This is a genomic window from Pseudomyxococcus flavus (assembly GCF_050038885.1).
Lineage (GTDB): Bacteria > Myxococcota > Myxococcia > Myxococcales > Myxococcaceae > Myxococcus > Myxococcus flavus.
Map to the genome: position 1 here is coordinate 37,625 of NZ_CP143624.1, position 16,442 is coordinate 54,066.

Here is a 16,442-nt window from a genome sequence, read left to right on the forward strand (position 1 = left end):
CGCGGCCCTCCGACAGCAGGGCCGCGAAAAAGGTTCCGGGGCACGGCGAGGAAACGCCGGTGCCTAGTCCGCGCCGGCGCCGCGGTTGGGGTTCTTCACGCCCAGGAGCTGCGCGGTGACGAACTCCTCCAGGTCCCCGTCCAGCACCGCGTCCACGTTGCCCGTCTCCACGCCGGTGCGCAGGTCCTTCACCATGCGGTACGGCGCCAGCACGTAGGAGCGGATCTGCGAGCCGAAGGAGATGTCCTTCTTCTGCGCCTCGGCGGCGTCGCGCGCGGCCTCGCGCTTCTTCATCTCCAGCTCGTACAGGCGGCCGCGCAGGATCTTGAAGGCCATGTCCTTGTTGGCCGACTGCGAGCGCTCCGTCTGGCAGGTGATGATGATGCCGGTGGGCAGGTGGCGCAGCTGCGCGGTGGACGACGTCTTGTTCACCTTCTGGCCGCCGGCGCCACCACCGCGGATGAACTTCAGCTCGATGTCCTTCTCCGGGATGTCGATCTCGATGGTGTCGTCCACCTCGGGATAGACGTCCACGGACGCGAAGGCCGTCTGCCGGCGCGCGTTGGCGTCGAAGGGAGAGATGCGCACCAGGCGGTGCACGCCCACCTCCGCCTTCAGGTAGCCGTAGGCGAAGTCACCCTCGATGCGCAGGGAGACGTTCTTGAAGCCCGCCTCTTCGCCCGGCACCTCGTCGTTGATCTCGACCTTCCAGCCCTTGGCCTCGCAGTAGCGCGTGTACATGCGCAGCAGCATGGCCGCCCAGTCCATGGAGTCGGTGCCGCCGGCGCCAGCGTTGATGTCCATGAAGCAGTTGCTGCGGTCCTGCTCGCCGGACAGCATGCGCGCCAGCTCCAGCTTGGCGACCTCGCCCTCGAGCCCCACGAGCGAGCCCTCCGCCTCCTGGGTGGTGGCGTCGTCGTTGGCCTCTGCGGCCAGCTCGAAGAGCACCTGCGCGTCATCCAGGCCGCGCATCACCTTGTCATAGGCGCCGACGCTGGCCTCCAGCGTGGACTTCTCCTTGAGCAGGGCCTGCGCCTTGGTGTTGTCGTCCCAGAAGGTGGGCAGCGTGGAGTCGCGTTCAATCAGCGCGATGCGGGACCGCTTGCGGTCGAGGTCAAAGATGCCCCCGGAGCGCCAGCACGCGCTCTCTGAGGCCGTTGATCTTCTCCATCGAATCGTTCGCCATGGCTTCTTTCCGTATCCTCGTCAGGGAGTCTTCAGCGTTGCGACGGCATCCCGCCGTCCGGCTGACGCGCGGTCCGCGCCGGGAAGGCGCGCCAGCACCCGGTCCAGTCCGAATGCGCCCACCATGCCCAGGGAGATGGGCAGGATGAGCGCGATGAGCCGCCAGTTGTCCTGGTCGAAGGGCGGCAACACCTTGAGCAGCACGCCCAGCACGCCCGAGGCCGCCAGCACCAGCCACACCTTGAACAGCCGCGCGCGCGCCTTCTGGCTGCCCCACATGAGGGCCATGCCGAAGGGCAACGCCAGCAGGGTCAGCGGGTTGGCCAGCAGCAGGTTCTCGTTGCGGTGCGTCACCGTGTGGTCCGTCACCAGGCCCATGATGAACAGCGCGGTGCCGGGCAACCCGAGCCCCAGCCCCATGACGACGTTCTCCAGGCCGAGCAGCAGCCGGGCCACGCCGCTGCCGCTCTTGCGCTCCCAGGCCGCCAGCCCCACCGCGAGGCCGCCCAGGGCCACGCCGAGGGCGAGAATCCATGGGCCCCAGGCGGGAGGCTCCGCCGGCGGGCGCTTGCGCGTCGCCGACTCGTAATAGTTCCACTGCTTCGCCACCAGCGGCTCCGGCGGGCCGTCCGCGCGCTTCACCTGGAGCGCCGCCACCTGGGCTTCCAGCTCGTCCGGGAGGAAGGCCTCCTCCCACTTCGTGACGGGACGATCGATTTCGTCGTTCATCATGAAGTCGAGCAGCACGCTCATGGGCGCGTTCACCGCCGTGTAGCGCCGGGTGTGCTCGCGCAGCGTCATCCGGCCCGGCGCCCGGTCCGCCTCGCGGAGCTGACCGCCCGTGGCCACGTCAATCATGTCCCGCAGCCGGGTGACGCAGTTGTCGTTGTAGTGGTGGTACAGGTACTCACGGTTCTCCGGCAGCACGTTCTCCGCCAGGCGCCTGGCGACGACGACGCGCTGCTCGGGTGTGAGGTTCAGCTCCTGCACGCGGACGTCGCGGTCCTCGGCCTGGTAGTGACGGAAGGTGCCACCCACCGACGACTGGCCCACCCAGAACTCCAGCCGGCCCATGGCGAAGCGGGCGAGCATGGCCTCGTCGAAGGAGAACATCCCGTAGTTGTAGAGGCGCGACTGCCGCAGCCTCCGGTCCTCCACCACCAGGGAGCCATGCCCCCACCAGGAGGGCACGTCGTCCCCGGGGCTGAAGGTCACCAGGAGGATGGCCAGGTCCTCGCCCTGGCTCTCTCCCGTGCCCCACGGCGGCAGGGAGGCCGCGCGCGCGGGCGCCGCCAGCAGCAGCAGGCCGAGCAGGCAGGAGGCAATGAGGGACGGGCGGAGCATGGGTCAATCCAACACGCGGGAGGCCGCCTACCTATCACGCGACACGCCCCGCTCAACCGGCGGGATTGCCGGATTGTCCGGCGAGGAGCCGACAGAGGGCCTACATGAGGCTGCGGGCTCGCCGCGCCCGGGCATCCACCTGGAGCGAGTCCGCGACCATGCCCCGCTCGCCCAACAGCTGCTCCTCCAGTGCCGCCATGCGCTTCGCGTCCCGAGGCCGCTCGTGGTCATGGCCCAGCAGGTGAAGCAGGCCGTGCGCCAGGTAGCGCGCCATCTCCGACTCCAGCGTGCGGCCGTACTCCTTGGCCTGCCGCTTGGCCGTGTCCAGGGAGATGACCACGTCACCCAGCGGGCGGGGCCCCGGCGTGCCCTTGGGCAGCTCGCCCGCGGGGAAGCTCAGCACATCCGTCGCCTTGTCCTTCTGGCGCCAGGTGCGGTTGAGCCGGCGGATGGCCCGGTCGTCCACCAGGGACAGGGACAGCTCCACGCCCGACAGCTCGAGCTGCACCAGGTAGTCCTTCGCCCACGCCGTCAGCAGGCGCGCGAAGTCCCGGCCCTGGCCGTGGGCCACCTGGATGGTGACGTGGTTCTCCTCCACGCGGGGCTTGGGCGCCTCCATGTGCGCCAGCTCGGGACGGAACGCTGGCGCGCATACCGACCAGTAGTCGCACGCGCCCTGGCCGTCGTTGCGGTACACCACGCGCTTGCCGCGGGGCACCAGCCCCACCTCACCGGCGGCGATGCGCTCGCGGCGGCCCTCCACCACCACCGTCAGCTCGCCCGTCAGGACGATGACGACCTCGTCGAACTCGGGCGTCTGCGCGGGCTCGGACCAGCCCGGGGGGGCCAGCATCCGGGCCACCGACGCGGACTCGGTCTGGGTGGTGGCCGCGCCCACGAACTCCTCGATGCGCTTGCCGTCATCCCGGGGAATCAGCTTCCCCTTGCGCAATCTCACGCTGTTGCCCCTCCGTGCCGCGCTCATGCCCCACCCGCGTTCCGCGTCTTGTCCTTGGCTTCCACCGGCCGCGGCGCGCCGGCCACGACCAGCGGCGGCGCCTTGCCCCCGCCCACCGCGCCCGCCGGGTAGGCCGGGCGCGTGTGGTAGATGCCCTCGAGCGTGTGCAGGAAGGACTGCGAGATGAGGTTGAGGTCCTTCAGCGTCAGGTCACACTCGTCGAGCTGACCCTCGGAGAAGATGAGGTTGATGATCTTCTGCACCTGCGCCAGCAGCTTGGGCGTGGTGGGGTCCGGCATGGAGCGCGTGGAGGCCTCCACCGCGTCGGCGATCATCACCAGCGCCGCCTCCCGGAACTGCGGCTTCGGCCCCGGGTAGCGGTAGATGCTCTCGTCGATGGGTGGCGCCCCCTCCTTGCCTTCCTGCTCCTTCAGGGCCTTGTGGTAGAAGAAGCCCACCGTGCGGGTGCCGTGGTGCTGCGGAATCGCGTCCGCCACCAGCTTGGGCAGCCGGTACTGGCGGGCCATCTCCAGGCCCTCCGTCACGTGCCGCTTGATGATGACCGCGCTCATCGCCGGCGCGAGCGCGTCATGGCGGTTCTCGCCCTTCTGGTTCTCACCGAAGTAGAGCGGATTCCGGCCCTTGCCGATGTCGTGGTAGTACGCACACGAGCGCGCCAGCAGCGGATTGGCCCCAATGGCCTCCGCCGCATTCTCCACCAGCGAGCCGATGATGATGGAGTGGTGGTAGGTGCCGGGCGCCTGGACGATGAGCTCCTTGAGCGCCGGGTGGTTGAGGTTGGCCAGCTCCAGCAGCTTGATGTCGGAGGCGTAGCCGAAGGTGGCCTCGATGAGCGGCGTGAGCGCCATCACCATCACCGGCACCGCCAGCGACGAGCCGATGAAGGCGCTCACCGCGGTGATGAGCGTGTCGGCCGAGAGGCCCTTGCCTTCCACCAGGAAGAGGAAGAGCACGGCCACCAGGTTCACCGCGCCCGTCACCAGGCCCGCGCGGAAGATGCCCACGCGGTCCTTCGCCTTGACGATGCGGTCGGCCGCCACCAGCGAGCCCACCAGCGTGAAGATGCCGAAGGCCAGCGAGTTGCCCAGCATCACCCCGGTGAGGCAGGCGAAGACGAGCGCGAAGAAGAGCGCCAGCTCCTGGGCCAGGATGAAGCGCACCAGCATGGCGCCCGCCGCCACCGGGAAGGCGTAATAGAAGGCCTCGATGGGGATGGACGTGTACCGGTCCTGCACGGCGTCCGCGATGGACACCCAGAGCTGCAGCAGGCCCAGCATGCCCAGCAGGAGCATGCCCAGCAGCACCCCGTCCTTGCGCGTGGGCCGGAAGCGCCGGAAGGCCGCGCGGCAGAAGAAGTACGACGCCACGATGAGCAGGCCCACCAGGCCCGTGCCGCCCACCTGGAGCTGGAACAGGTCCAGCTTGTCCGTCTCCGCGCGCATGCCGCGCAGGATGACGAGGTGCGACTCGTTGACCAGCTCGCCGTCACCAATGACGCGCTGGCCCTTCTTGATGGAGATGACGGCGTCCTTCACCGCCTGGGCCGCCTGGTTGCGGCGCGCGTCCGTCTCCGCGATGTTGATGGTGAGGTTGGGCCGCACCAGCCGCTGGGCCATCCTGAGGATGGCGCGGCGCTGGATGCCCGGCGCGTCCGGCATCAGGTTTCCAGGTACGGAGGCGAAACGCTCCATCTCCTGGTGCGCCTCGGCCACGTCCACCACGAGGGCGGAGTTTCCCGGCAGGGTCTCCTCGGCCTTGTTCACCACGTCCCGCACGGTGAGGCCCTGGTGGGCCTCGCGCACCAGCTCCTCGCGCAGACCGGCGACGTGCACGGGCCCGCGGTCGGAACGGTACGCCCGCTCCAGCACCAGGAGCATGGCCGTCTCGGCCTCCACCGAGAACCTGGTGGCGTAGAGCGCCTGGAAGTCCTCGGCCTCCAGCACCGCATCCCGCTTGCCGAAGAAGCGCTCCTGGAGCTCCGCGCGCATCTTCTCGCGGGTGGCGCGCTCCAGCTCCACCATCTCCGGTGACGCGGCGGGACGACGCTTGCCCTTCGCCTCGCGCTCCTCGGGCTCGCTCTCCTCCTGGGCCTCGGCCAGGGCGTCCAGGTGCATGCGCATGGACGCGAAGGCGGAGCTCACCGTCGCGCGCAGCTGCCCCAGGACAGCCGGGTTCAGGTCATAGACGGGCCGGACGGCGGCGCGCGCGTCCTGGCGGCGTTGCTGCGTCATGGCCCGGTGGACGATTTCGTAATCCCGGGCGGCCTTGAAGCCCGCGGGCGAGCTGGCCCGGAACGGCTTGCCGAGGTTCTCCTCGGTCAGCGCCGGAATCTGCTGGCTGTAGAGCCCCGGGGAGATGATGAAGCCCGCGCCTACGGAGACGGCGAGCAGCAGAAGAACCTGGACAGCGCGCCGCCCCCAGACGCCATTGTCCAGGCCGAGGCGTTCGGCGAGCGCGTCCAGCGGACTGCGCCCGGGGGGCTGCGTTTCCGGTTCGGCCATGGGGGTCCTCACCCTAGATAAGGCGTCGCGGATCCTTCAAGGACGCAGCGCCAGGGAATATTCGCAAGGGTGGGATGGAGTACGCCCGCCCGGCAGGGTGTGCACGGGTGGGCGCACGTAGGTCCACGCACCGTTACTCGGCGGCAACGGGCTCGGGAGCCGGCTCCGACGGCGCTTCCGGGTCCGGAGTGACCTGGGTGGCCGCAGCCTGGGCGGCAGCCTCCCGGGCGGCCTGGGCCTCGCGCTGGGCGAGGTCCGCCCGGTCGTAGGCGCGGATGACTTCCTGGACCAGGGGGTGGCGGACCACGTCCACCTCCGCGAACTCCGCGAAGTGGATGCCGTCGATGTTCTTCAGCACGGCGCGGGCGTGGTTCAACCCGGACATCTTCCCCGTGGGCAGGTCCACCTGCGTCACGTCACCGGTGATGACGGCCTTGCTGTTGTAGCCCAGGCGCGTCAGGAACATCTTCATCTGTTCCACGGTGGTGTTCTGCGCCTCGTCGAGGATGACGAAGGCGTCATTGAGCGTGCGGCCGCGCATGAAGGCCAGCGGGGCCACTTCCACCACGCCCTGCTCCAGCAGGTGCGCGGCGCGCTCGGCCGCCATCATGTCGTGGAGCGCGTCATAGAGGGGCCGCAGGTAGGGGTTCACCTTCTCCTGCAGATCGCCGGGCAGGAAGCCCAGCTTCTCGCCCGCCTCCACGGCGGGACGCGCCAGGACGATGCGCTTGACCTTGCGCTCCTGGAGGAAGGCGACCGCCATGGCCATGGCCAGGTACGTCTTGCCCGTACCGGCGGGGCCGATACCGAAGACGATGTCATGGCCGCGGATGGCATCCACGTAGCGCTTCTGGTTGATGCTCTTGGGGGAGATCTGCCGGTTCCCGGAGCTCTTGAGCACGGGCCCCAGCATCACCTCCTGCAGGGACTCCGCGCCGCGGCCGAGCACCTTGATGCCCTGCTCCACGTCCTCGCGGTACACGGGACGGCCGGCGCGGATCATCTGCTCCAGGTTCTCCAGGAGGCGCACCGCGAAGGCCACGGCATCCGACGGGCCGGAGAGGTGGAATTCGGTCCCCCGTTGTCCCACCCGGACCCCGAGGCGCCGCTCCATCAGCTTGAGGTTTTCGTTCTGGTTGCCGCAGAGGGCCAGGGCGGTCGCGTTGTCACGAACGTCCACCTTGGCGGAGGCGGTAATGACTTCGGGCGCTTCCAACGTGGCGGGATTTCGCAATGCGGGTTCTTTCCTCGGTCTATGTCCCTTACCGCTGACACCAACGTAACGCCGCCATTCAGGCCGCGAAAGACGACTTTGTGTCAGGGCTAGCGCAAGGGTGGCAGGAGAACGAACTGCCGAGCGGCCAACCGCCGGTAATAGTACTCTTCCTGCCAGGGGTATTTCAGTTCGCCCGGTTTCAACAGTCCAGCCTGGACCAAAGAATCCAGACGTTCGGGCAGCTCTCCGCGTTCCAGTCGGAAGACCTCCAGCGCGGCCTCGATGCGGACGCGTTGGGCCTCAGAAACATGACGTTGGGCCGCTGAATCCGCAAACGGCGTGGACGACGCACCTTCGTGACTCACGCCCACCGCGCGGGACACCACCAGCGCCAGTGCCGCCAGCACCGCCATGGTGGCGAGCAGGCGTCCCACGGGGGCGCCCAGGCGGGCAAGCAGACGCGGGTCTCCCGGCGTGGGTGCCGGGGCCCCCTCCGGCAGGATGGGCCGGATGTACTCCCCCTTCACCAGGTTGTAGAGCGCCTTGCAGGTCTCGAACTCGCCCAGGCACGAGATGTCCACCAGCTTGCGGAGGTCGCGCCCGGGCGACAGCTCGTCGTAGATGCGGCGCTCCGACGGACCGATGGCCCCGAGCTCTCCGCCCTCGTCGTCGAAGCGAGGCTGAGGCAGGGCCTTGATGCGCTCGAAGACGAGGTCGTCGCGGTGGATTTTCTGCCGGATGACGGGCCACTCATCCACCATCCGGAAGCCCTCCATCAGCACCGTCTCGGCGCGCAGGGGCTGGATGGCTTCCGCGTCCGGCTCCACGGGCTCCTGGACGAACTCGTAGGTGCCCGACTTCCAGGTGAAGAGGCGGTAGAGGGTCTCCGTCGCCTGGAGCTGCATCATGGCCTGGAAGCGCTCGGCGGTGATGGCCTGGCTGGAGACGAGCACGTCCCCCAGCCGCTTCAGGGTGCGGCGCTGCGTCTCCAGGGCCGCCTCGAGCTGCGTCTCGGTGATGAGCTCCGAGCGCACCAGCATGGTGCCGATGAGCTCCTTGCGCTTCCGGGTGACGCTCTCCGCCTTGATGATGTGGCCATCATTGAAGCCGATGCGCACTTCCTGGTCCTTGGTGCGGACATGGAGCGTGCCCGTCTTCTGCTGCTGCCCGATGAGCTGCAGGATGTCGCCAATCCCAAAGTCCTTCAGGGTGCCTTGCAGGGACATGGACGCTCACTCTCCCCGCCGCAGACGGTGCAGACCGCGCAGCGACAGCACATGGACGCCCAGCAGGAGCAATGCCGCGGGCACCAGCTTGAGGTACACCGGCGCCTCCCCATAGGGCCCTCGCACCAGGCCCTGGTGGAGCAGCACCGCGGCCAGCGCGAAGAGGAAGCCGAAGGCATAGAGGGCGCCCCGGAATGGCAGGCCCGACGCCACGTGCCCCGCCCCGGACAGCACCACGCCCAGCACGTAGGTCAGCCGCCCCGACCAGGCCCGGTGACGGTCCACCTGGCGCTGCTTCCGGGTCCGAAGGTGCTGCGGCACCAGCCCGCGGCGCGAGAAGACGTTGACGCACTGGCCACATTGCTTGCTGCCCACGCCCAGCTCCGGGTCGCAGCGCACACACACCGCGCGCCCGCAGCGCTCGCACACCCGGGCCACCTTCAAGCGGTCTCCCGCGAAGCCGAGCAGGGCCAGCAGCACCGCCACGCACGCGGCGCCCACCGACGCCACCGGGCCTGGAGGAACCCCGGGCAGCAACCACCGCGTCAGCTGCGTCTCCACCTGACGGCCCGCCTCCGTGCCATCCGCGAGCGGGAGCCAGTCGGCCTCCAGCAGCGGCGGGGAGAGCAGCAGCAGGTTCATGAGCAGACGGCTCTCCGGAGGCGGCTCCCGGGCAATCAAGGAGTTGTCCAGCGCCTGCGCCGAGGCCATCGCCGTGGCGGCGCGGTCCAGCTCCTGGCCCACCTCGGCGTCCGGCAAGGTCTTGGCCCGGCGGCGCACCACCTGGGCCAGGTTGTAATGCGGAGCCGCCAGGTCGGGCGCCGACCGTGACGCCTGCGCGTAGAGGAGCGCCGCGCCATCCGGGTCCCCCAGCGCGACCAGGGTGTTGCCGAAGCGCGTGAGCAGCCGCGCGTCCGAGCTCTTCAGCAGTGAGGCCGCCTTGAAGTGCGTCCGTGCCTCCTCCAGCAGGCCCCGGCGTGATTCGAAGTACGCCAGCGAGACGACTTCGGCGAAGGTCGCCGTCCGCGCCTCCAGCCGCGCCAGCACCCGCGAGCGCGCCTCCTCGGCGGACAGTCCCCCGCGCTCCAGGAGGTACACGTCCTCCGCCGGAGTCCCCGCGAACGCCGTGACGCGCGCGAGCTGCCCCGCGGCCAACGGCAGCAGTGCCACGCCGGCGACGAGCACCGCCGCGACCACGCGCTCCGCGCGGGACAGGTAGAGCGACACCACGGCGAGCATCAGCAGCAGCGTGTGCAGGATGCCCAATCCCAGCACCCACGGCAGGCTCAGGAGCAGCACGCCCAGCACGGCGGATTGCCACTTGGATACGACCCGAGGCAGCAGGTGGTGGAAGTCGTGCAGCGCGTAACGGAGCCTGCGCAGGAAGAACAGCGCCATCAGCGCCGCGGCGGTGGCCCCCCAGGCCATGAGGATGAGCGAGCCCAGGTCCGCCATCGCGGGGCGGCGGTAACGCGCATCCTGCACCAGGGTCGTCAGCGCCTGACGCACCTGCCCCAGGGCGCGGGACACGTCGCCCGGCTTCTCCAGGGCATACAGCTCCGCCAGCTCGAAGCGCGCATAGGGCAGCCCTGGAGACAGCTCCACCGCGACCTCGGCCAGCCGCACCGCCCCGGGCAGGTCTCCCGCCCGGCGACGAACGGCCGCCTCCCGGAGGAAGCCCGCGCTCAGCGGCTCCAGGTTGGTGGCGGACAGCTCGACGCGCAGGGTCCGCAGCTCCGTGAGTGCCGCCGCGGCAGCGTCGCGGTCATTGGTGGCCCGGGCCTGCCGCCACCGGTTCCAGACGGCTTCCAGGTCCGCGTCCGTGACCTGGGGCGCGAGCACGGGGCTCAGCGTCACGGGCCGGGGGGTGATGACGGTGGGTTCCTCGGCCGGAGGTGGAGGGATCGCCACCGGCGTCCGTTCACGCCTCGGAGCCGGCTCCGCTTCCTGCACGCCACGGAGAGAGCCCCGGGCAGGCGCCCCGGCGCTGTCCTCGAACTCCACATCCGTGGAAGCATCCTCGGCGGGAACGTCCTCCTCTTCTTCGGGCACGTCATCCACGTAGGCGCCGTCGTCCACTGGCGAATCCATGGACTCGTCCCGCAGGTCGGCCTCCATCGGCCCCGGATCCACCTCGGGAAGGCGCGTGGGGGCCTCGAGCTGCGCGGACGCGACGGCGGGAACCAGGAGCGTGAAGCCGCTGAGGAAAAGTGCGAGAAGCGGGAGGCGGATCATCCAGGGGGTGGATGATAGGCGACCCAGGGCCAACCGCGAAAACGAACGCCAGCCTGCCAGCCCACCTGCCGCGTTTGCCGGACAGCACCGGACCCGTGCGTGCTACAGGAATGTGCATGGCGGACACGATGCTGGACCCCGGGGCCGAGCTGGAGCGACTGGTCGACATCATGCGGAAGCTGCGCGCCGAAGGCGGCTGCCCGTGGGATCGCGAACAGGACCTGCGCTCGCTGCGGCCCTACCTCCTGGAGGAAGCCTTCGAGGTCCTGGAGGAGATGGACCGGGTGGCCTACGGCGGCTCCTGGCGCACCTTCTGTGAGGAGCTGGGAGACCTGCTCTTCCAGATCGTCTTCCATGCGCAGCTCGCGACGGAGCTGGGGGAGTTCACCTTCGCGGACGTGGCCAAGGCGATCAGCGACAAGCTGGTCAGCCGCCATCCCCATGTCTTCGGCGACGGCCAGCGCCTGGAGGGCGCCGAGCAGGTGCTGGACAACTGGGCCAAGCTGAAGGCGGCGGAGAAGAAGCGCAAGACGGGCCGGGAGGGCTCGGTCCTGGACGGCGTCCCCGTGGCGGCACCGGCGCTGATGCGCGCCGAGCGGCTCACCGAGAAGGCCAGCCGCATCGGCTTCGACTGGCCGGACATCGCCAGCGTGCGCGCCAAGCTGGCGGAGGAACTGGCCGAGCTCGACGAGGCCATTGCCGCCGATGATCGGGACGCCATCGAGCACGAGCTGGGCGACGTGCTCTTCTCGCTCGCCAACCTCGCGCGGTTCGTCGGCGCTCCGGCCGAGGACGCGCTGCGGATGGCCATCCGCCGCTTCACCGCCCGCTTCCAGTACATCGAGAGCGCCCTGCGCGCCGAGGGCGTGGCCCTGGGCGACGCCACCCTGGAGCACCTGGAGCGCCACTGGCAGGGGGCCAAGGCCCAGGAGAAGGCGCTGCCGGCACCGTCCTGGGTGCCGCGCGCTCCCGTCACCACCCTGCGGTTGGGGGTGGCGGACCTGCCCGCGCAGCGGGCCTTCTGGGACGCCCTGGCGCCCCGCCTGGGATGGACCCGTCCGCGAGGCTCGGACCCGCTCCAGGCCGTCTATGAGGAGGGGGACCTGCGGTTCGTCTTCCACGAGGCGCCGTCCGCCGCCTCCGGAATGATCCTGACCCTGACGGCCCCCTCCCCCGCCGCGGTGGAGCGGCTCCGGGGCATCCTGGAGGAAATTCCAGGGGGGCGGGTGATCCAGCACCAGGCCGGGCGGCTCGCCTTCCAGGACCCCGCGGGGCTGGTGTGGGAATATGCGCCTTCGGTAGAGTGATTTTCCTCGCAGGTGTCCTCGGCGTGGCGTCCAGAGCCCGGAAATCCCGGCTGGAGGCCCACACCCGCCTTGACGCCTGCGAGGCGTCGCAGTAAGGACGGCCCCTCTTTTAGCCTGCCATTACCGCTGGAGATTTCTCTTGGCCAACACCAAGTCCGCAGAGAAGCGTCACCGTCAGTCCCTCAAGCGCCGCGCGCGCAACATCACCGTCCGCGGTGAGGTGAAGACCGCCGTGAAGTCCGCCCGCGAGGCGCTCGGCACCAAGGATGGGGCGAAGATGACGGGCGCCATCAAGTCGGCCGCCAGCGCGCTGGACAAGGCCGCCTCCAAGGGCGTGCTGCACAAGCGCACCGCGTCCCGCCGCATCTCCCGCCTCGCGAAGGCCGCCTCCAAGGCCGCCCGCGCCCAGGCCTAGTCGAAGCCCCGGGGCCGCCCCGCGTGGCCCTGCTTCATCCGTGCAGGCTGCCGGGAGGAGGCGCTCGCCTCCTCACCAGGCGCCCGCCAGCCGATCGTACCCGTCCCGCATCAAGACCTCCGCGAGGCGCTCGAGCGCGACCTGCCGGTTCGCCTCCGCCTCCAGGACGTCTCCGCTTCCCTGCAGGTAGTCCTCCGTCCCGGAGACCACCGTCTCCCTGAGGATCTGCCCGTCCTTCACCACGCGAACCCTCGCCTGGGCGAAGACGCGGAAGTAGTTCGCGATGATGGTGGGCGAGCTCGTCACCGTCAGCACCGTCCCCTCCATGCGCGCGTTGCAGGACGCTGCGTCGGACAGTCGTCCCACGCGGATCAGCTCCTGTCGCAGGAAGCGCGTGAAGATGACCTCCAGCGTCGGCTCCGCCGTGTCGTTGGTGAAGACGGGCGCGCACAGCGACGTCACCCCTTCCGGCAAGCCGTCGCCCCGAGGCGTGAGGCGATAGCCACACCCCGCTCCAGCGGCCACCCACCCGCCCAGCACCACGCCCATCCAGAGGTGCCGAGGTACGACAACGCAGGGTCGCGACATGCGCGGCACCCTACCCGGCCGGATCCGCCCGTCAAGCGTGAGGGCCGTCGCCCCACGCGTCCGGCGCGGATGGCCCATTCCCCTCGGCCCCTGGAGCGGCGACGCCGCGGATGCGCAGCGCTTCCGCCAGCGCCCCCCAGGCGGCCAGCAGCCGGGTGTCCCGGGGAGAGCCCCGGCGCGCCAGGCCCAGGGGCCAATGCACCGCTTTCCCCTGCCGCGGCTCCAGGATGAGCACGTGCGAGCGGCACGTCAGCGCCAGCAGCACGCCCAGCGCCGCCATGCCGAAGGCGAACAGCTTCAGCGCGAGCGCGGCGGCCACGAAGCCCAGGAGGGCAAAGGCCGTCAGCGCCAGGGCCTCCCGGAAGAAGCGCGACTCCAGCCGGACCTCCCGCAGCGAGTCCAGCTCCACCGGGGGAACCATCACCGAGGGGTGCGGCTGGTAGAAGAGCCGCGTTCCCTCACCGGAGAGCATGCGCCCCCCGCCCAGGTCCGCGGCGAAGAAGGGCTGCCCAGGTGCCGGGCCGCCGGGCAGCGGCGCCTCCGGCAACAGGGCCTCGCAGGCAATGCACCGCGGGCGGCCCGCCGACTGGGGCCGCCCACAGGCACTGCACATGACGAGGACCTCGGCCGGCACTCGCGACTCCACTCAGGTGGCGACGAAGTTCACGAGCCGCTTGGGAACGAAGACGAACTTGCGCAGCGTCTTGCCCGCCAGGGCCGCCTGGACCTTCTCATCCGCCTCGGCGGCGGCGCGCACGTCCGCCTCCGACGCATCCGCCGCCACGCGAATCTCCGTGCGCAGCTTGCCGTTCACCTGCACGGCATAGGGGATGACGTCATCCACCACCAGCGCCGGGTCGAACGCCGGCCACGCCTGGGCAACGGTGAAGTCCTTGCTGCCGTAGGCCTCCGCGATCTCGTCCGCGATGTGCGGCGCGAAGGGCGTCAGCACCACCGCCAGCAGCCGAAGGGCCTCCGCCATGGCGGCCTTCTCCGCGTCCGTCTCCGGCGTCCCCACCGCGTAGAGCGCGTTGAGGCCCTCCATGATGCCGGCGATGGCCGTGTTGAAGGACAGGCGCTCGATGGCCTCCCCCACCCGCTTGAGCGTCTTGTGCGCGGCGCGGCGAATCTCCAGGGCCTTGCCCTCGTAGGCCCCGTCGTACGTCGCCCCCGCCACGGCGTCGTGGTGCGTGGCGGCCAGCGCCCAGACACGCTTGAGGAAGCGGAACACGCCTTCCACCTGGGCATCGGACCAGTCGAAGTCCCGCTCCGGCGGACCCGCGAACAGCACGTAGGCCCGCGCCGTGTCCGCCCCGTAGCGCTGGACGATGGAGGCCGGCGCCACCACGTTGCCCCAGCGCTTGGACATCTTCCGACCATCCGGGCCGTTGACGATGCCCTGGGTAATCAGGCGCGTGACGGGCTCGTCCACCGGGCTCAGGCCCAGCAACTTCATGACCCGCGTCCAGAAGCGGAAGTAGAGCAGGTGCATCACCGCGTGCTCGGGGCCGCCCACGTAGATGTCCACGGGCAGGAAGCGCTGGGCCTCCTTCGGGTCGAACGGCGCGGCGTCGTAGTGCGGTGACAGGTAGCGCGCGAAGTACCAGCAGGAGTCGACGAAGGTGTCCATCGTCTCCGTCTCGCGCCGGGCAGGCCCGCCGCACTTCGGACACGAGGCGTTCACCCACGACGCCACCTTCGCCAGCGGCGGCTCGCCCTTGCCGGTGAGCACCGCCTGGGTGTCGATTTCCGGCAGGCGCACGGGCAGCTGGTCCACCGGCACCGGGATGCCGTGGCGGTCCGGGTCGCACTTCTCGCAGTAGACGATGGGGATGGGCGTGCCCCAGTAGCGCTGGCGGCTGAAGCCCCAGTCCTTCTGGCGGTACGTCACCGTCGCCTGGCCCTTGCCGTCCTTCTCCAGTGCCGCGGCCATGGCCTGGCGCGCCTGCTCGGACGTCTGGCCCGTGTAGGGGCCCGAGTCCTCCAGCACGCCATACTCGGTGTAGGCCGCCTCCAGCTTCTCACCGGCCGGCAGCCGCTCACCGGAGGCCGGCTGGATGACGACCTTCACCGGCAGGCCGTACTTGCGCGCGAAGGCGAAGTCGCGCTCGTCGTGCGCGGGCACGCTCATCACCGCGCCCGTGCCGTAGTCGCTCAGCACGAAGTTGGCGATCCAGATGGGGACCGCCTGCCCGGTGAACGGGTTCTCCGCGTAGGCGCCGGTGAAGACGCCCTCCTTCTCCGTGCCCTCGCCCAGGCGCTCCGTCTTGGACTGGGCGGCCATGCGCTTCGCGAAGGCCTCGACCTCCGCGCGGCGCTCGGGCGTCGTCACCTGGGCCACCAGCTTGTGGTCCGGCGCCAGCACCACGTAGGTGCAGCCGTAGATGGTGTCGACGCGGGTGGTGAACACGCGCAGCGCGGCGTCATGGCCCTGCACGCGGAAGTCGGCCTCGGCACCATCCGAGCGGCCAATCCAGTTCCGCTGCATGGAGGTGATGCGGTCGGGCCACTCCTTGAGCGTATCCAGCGCGTCCAGCAACTCCTGCGAGTAACGGGTGATGCGGAACGCCCACTCGGGCATCTCCTTGTCCACCACGGGCGAGTCGCAGCGCTCGCAGACGCCTTCCTTCACCTGCTCGTTGGCGATGACGGTGAGGCAGCCGGTGCACCAGTTCACCTTGCTGAAGCGGCGATAGACGAGCCCACGCTCCAGCATCTGGATGAAGAACCACTGGTTCCAGCGGTAGTACGCCGGGTCGCTCGTGTTGACCTCGCGCTCCCAGTCGTAGCTGTACCCCAGGCTTTTGATTTCCTTCTTGAAGGACGCGATGTTCTCGGCGGTCCGCACCGCCGGGTGCACACCATCCTTGATGGCCGCGTTCTCCGCCGGCAGGCCGAAGGCGTCCCAGCCCATGGGATGCAGCACGTCATACCCCCGCATGCGGAAGTAGCGCGCGTACACGTCCCCGAGCAGGTAGTTGCGCACGTGCCCCATGTGCATCTTCCCACTGGGGTACGGCAGCATCTCGAGCACGTACTTCTTGGGTGCACCGGGGCGGCTGCCCGCCCGGAAGATGCCCGCCTCGTCCCAACGGCTCTGCCACTTCCCTTCAATCGCCTGCGGCTCGTAACGCTCGTTCATCGCCATATCTATCGAGTCTCTTAGAGGAGGGACGTGCCCCGGGCAACTAGTCTCGCCGGGGCGGATCCGCTCCGAGCGGACGGGGCCTCCTTCGAGTGGCTGACCGGCCTCCCGGTTCGCGCCGGCCCACCTTCGTGGGCGCACCAAGGACCGCGCTACCGGCGCACCCGCCCACGCCGCTACCCCGCACGGCGCGCCCACCCGGGCGCCATTCCCTTGCAACACAGAGGAGGCTCCAGCGCAGGGCAAACATTCTCGCCAACCTGCATTCAAAGATTAGCAATAAAAGCAGTGATATGCCGTT

The 16,442-nt window shown here is 69.8% G+C and carries 12 protein-coding genes; 2 read left to right on the top strand and 10 right to left on the bottom strand.

The genetic code is table 11. The annotated features are described in order from the left end of the window. Window positions 1-63: 63 nt before the first annotated feature. The 7 genes from prfB to VZL07_RS00210 all read right to left on the bottom strand — a co-directional run bounded on the left by prfB (window position 64) and on the right by VZL07_RS00210 (window position 10,686). A protein-coding gene (gene prfB / locus VZL07_RS00180) for a peptide chain release factor 2 (RefSeq protein WP_426753185.1) occupies window positions 64-1,186 on the bottom strand; the annotation gives its coding sequence in 2 pieces (ribosomal slippage) (window positions 64-1,116 and window positions 1,118-1,186; 1,122 coding nt in all). Window positions 1,187-1,206: 20 nt separating this feature from the next. After that, entirely contained in the window at window positions 1,207-2,529 is a 1,323-nt protein-coding gene (locus tag VZL07_RS00185; protein ID WP_426753187.1) for a DUF4105 domain-containing protein, read from the bottom strand. A 100-nt stretch (window positions 2,530-2,629) separates the two neighbouring features. After that, window positions 2,630-3,514 carry an rRNA maturation RNase YbeY gene (gene ybeY, locus VZL07_RS00190; protein ID WP_426753189.1) on the bottom strand — a complete coding sequence of 295 codons (885 nt, stop codon included), beginning with the start codon at window positions 3,512-3,514 and terminating at the stop codon, window positions 2,630-2,632. Continuing rightward, complete coding sequence (locus VZL07_RS00195) at window positions 3,511-6,009, bottom strand: HD family phosphohydrolase (protein WP_426753191.1); 2,499 nt, start codon at window positions 6,007-6,009, stop codon at window positions 3,511-3,513. Before VZL07_RS00195 ends, ybeY begins: the two co-directional genes overlap by 4 nt. A 133-nt stretch (window positions 6,010-6,142) precedes the next feature. Continuing rightward, the gene (locus VZL07_RS00200; protein WP_426753193.1) at window positions 6,143-7,243 is read right to left on the bottom strand and encodes a PhoH family protein; all 1,101 of its coding nucleotides are present in this window, start codon (window positions 7,241-7,243) and stop codon (window positions 6,143-6,145) included. Window positions 7,244-7,332: 89 nt separating this feature from the next. Then, window positions 7,333-8,451 (bottom strand): DUF4388 domain-containing protein, encoded by a 1,119-nt coding sequence (locus VZL07_RS00205; RefSeq protein ID WP_426753195.1) that lies wholly within the window; start codon window positions 8,449-8,451, stop codon window positions 7,333-7,335. Between the two features lie 6 nt (window positions 8,452-8,457). Next, on the bottom strand, window positions 8,458-10,686 hold the full coding sequence (locus VZL07_RS00210) for a hypothetical protein (RefSeq protein ID WP_426753196.1): 2,229 nt from the start codon (window positions 10,684-10,686) through the stop codon (window positions 8,458-8,460). A gap of 116 nt (window positions 10,687-10,802) precedes the next feature. Here VZL07_RS00210 and mazG point away from each other — a divergent pair, with 116 nt between their 5' ends. Then, window positions 10,803-11,993, top strand: a complete 1,191-nt coding sequence (gene mazG, locus VZL07_RS00215) for a nucleoside triphosphate pyrophosphohydrolase (RefSeq protein WP_426753198.1) — start codon at window positions 10,803-10,805, stop codon at window positions 11,991-11,993. Between the two features lie 139 nt (window positions 11,994-12,132). Further along, window positions 12,133-12,408 carry a 30S ribosomal protein S20 gene (rpsT, locus tag VZL07_RS00220; protein WP_426753200.1) on the top strand — a complete coding sequence of 92 codons (276 nt, stop codon included), beginning with the start codon at window positions 12,133-12,135 and terminating at the stop codon, window positions 12,406-12,408. A gap of 72 nt (window positions 12,409-12,480) precedes the next feature. Here rpsT and lptE read toward each other — a convergent pair whose 3' ends face one another. From lptE to leuS, 3 genes are read right to left on the bottom strand one after another with little or no spacing between them, the layout of a single operon-like run. Then, window positions 12,481-12,996: an LPS assembly lipoprotein LptE gene (gene lptE / locus VZL07_RS00225; protein ID WP_426753202.1), complete on the bottom strand. Its 516-nt coding sequence runs from the start codon at window positions 12,994-12,996 to the stop codon at window positions 12,481-12,483. A gap of 31 nt (window positions 12,997-13,027) precedes the next feature. Further along, window positions 13,028-13,630, bottom strand: a complete 603-nt coding sequence (locus tag VZL07_RS00230) for a hypothetical protein (RefSeq protein ID WP_426753204.1) — start codon at window positions 13,628-13,630, stop codon at window positions 13,028-13,030. A 12-nt stretch (window positions 13,631-13,642) separates the two neighbouring features. After that, window positions 13,643-16,144, bottom strand: a complete 2,502-nt coding sequence (leuS, locus tag VZL07_RS00235) for a leucine--tRNA ligase (protein WP_426753206.1) — start codon at window positions 16,142-16,144, stop codon at window positions 13,643-13,645. Window positions 16,145-16,442 lie beyond the last annotated feature (298 nt).

Coding starts and splice junctions, on each gene's coding strand:
- VZL07_RS00185 (WP_426753187.1), bottom strand. CDS start 2,529: ATGCTCCGCCCGTCCCTCATTGCCTCCTGCCTGCTCGGCCTGCTGCTG.
- ybeY (WP_426753189.1), bottom strand. CDS start 3,514: ATGAGCGCGGCACGGAGGGGCAACAGCGTGAGATTGCGCAAGGGGAAG.
- VZL07_RS00195 (WP_426753191.1), bottom strand. CDS start 6,009: ATGGCCGAACCGGAAACGCAGCCCCCCGGGCGCAGTCCGCTGGACGCG.
- VZL07_RS00205 (WP_426753195.1), bottom strand. CDS start 8,451: ATGTCCCTGCAAGGCACCCTGAAGGACTTTGGGATTGGCGACATCCTG.
- VZL07_RS00210 (WP_426753196.1), bottom strand. CDS start 10,686: ATGATCCGCCTCCCGCTTCTCGCACTTTTCCTCAGCGGCTTCACGCTC.
- mazG (WP_426753198.1), top strand. CDS start 10,803: ATGGCGGACACGATGCTGGACCCCGGGGCCGAGCTGGAGCGACTGGTC.
- lptE (WP_426753202.1), bottom strand. CDS start 12,996: ATGTCGCGACCCTGCGTTGTCGTACCTCGGCACCTCTGGATGGGCGTG.
- leuS (WP_426753206.1), bottom strand. CDS start 16,144: ATGGCGATGAACGAGCGTTACGAGCCGCAGGCGATTGAAGGGAAGTGG.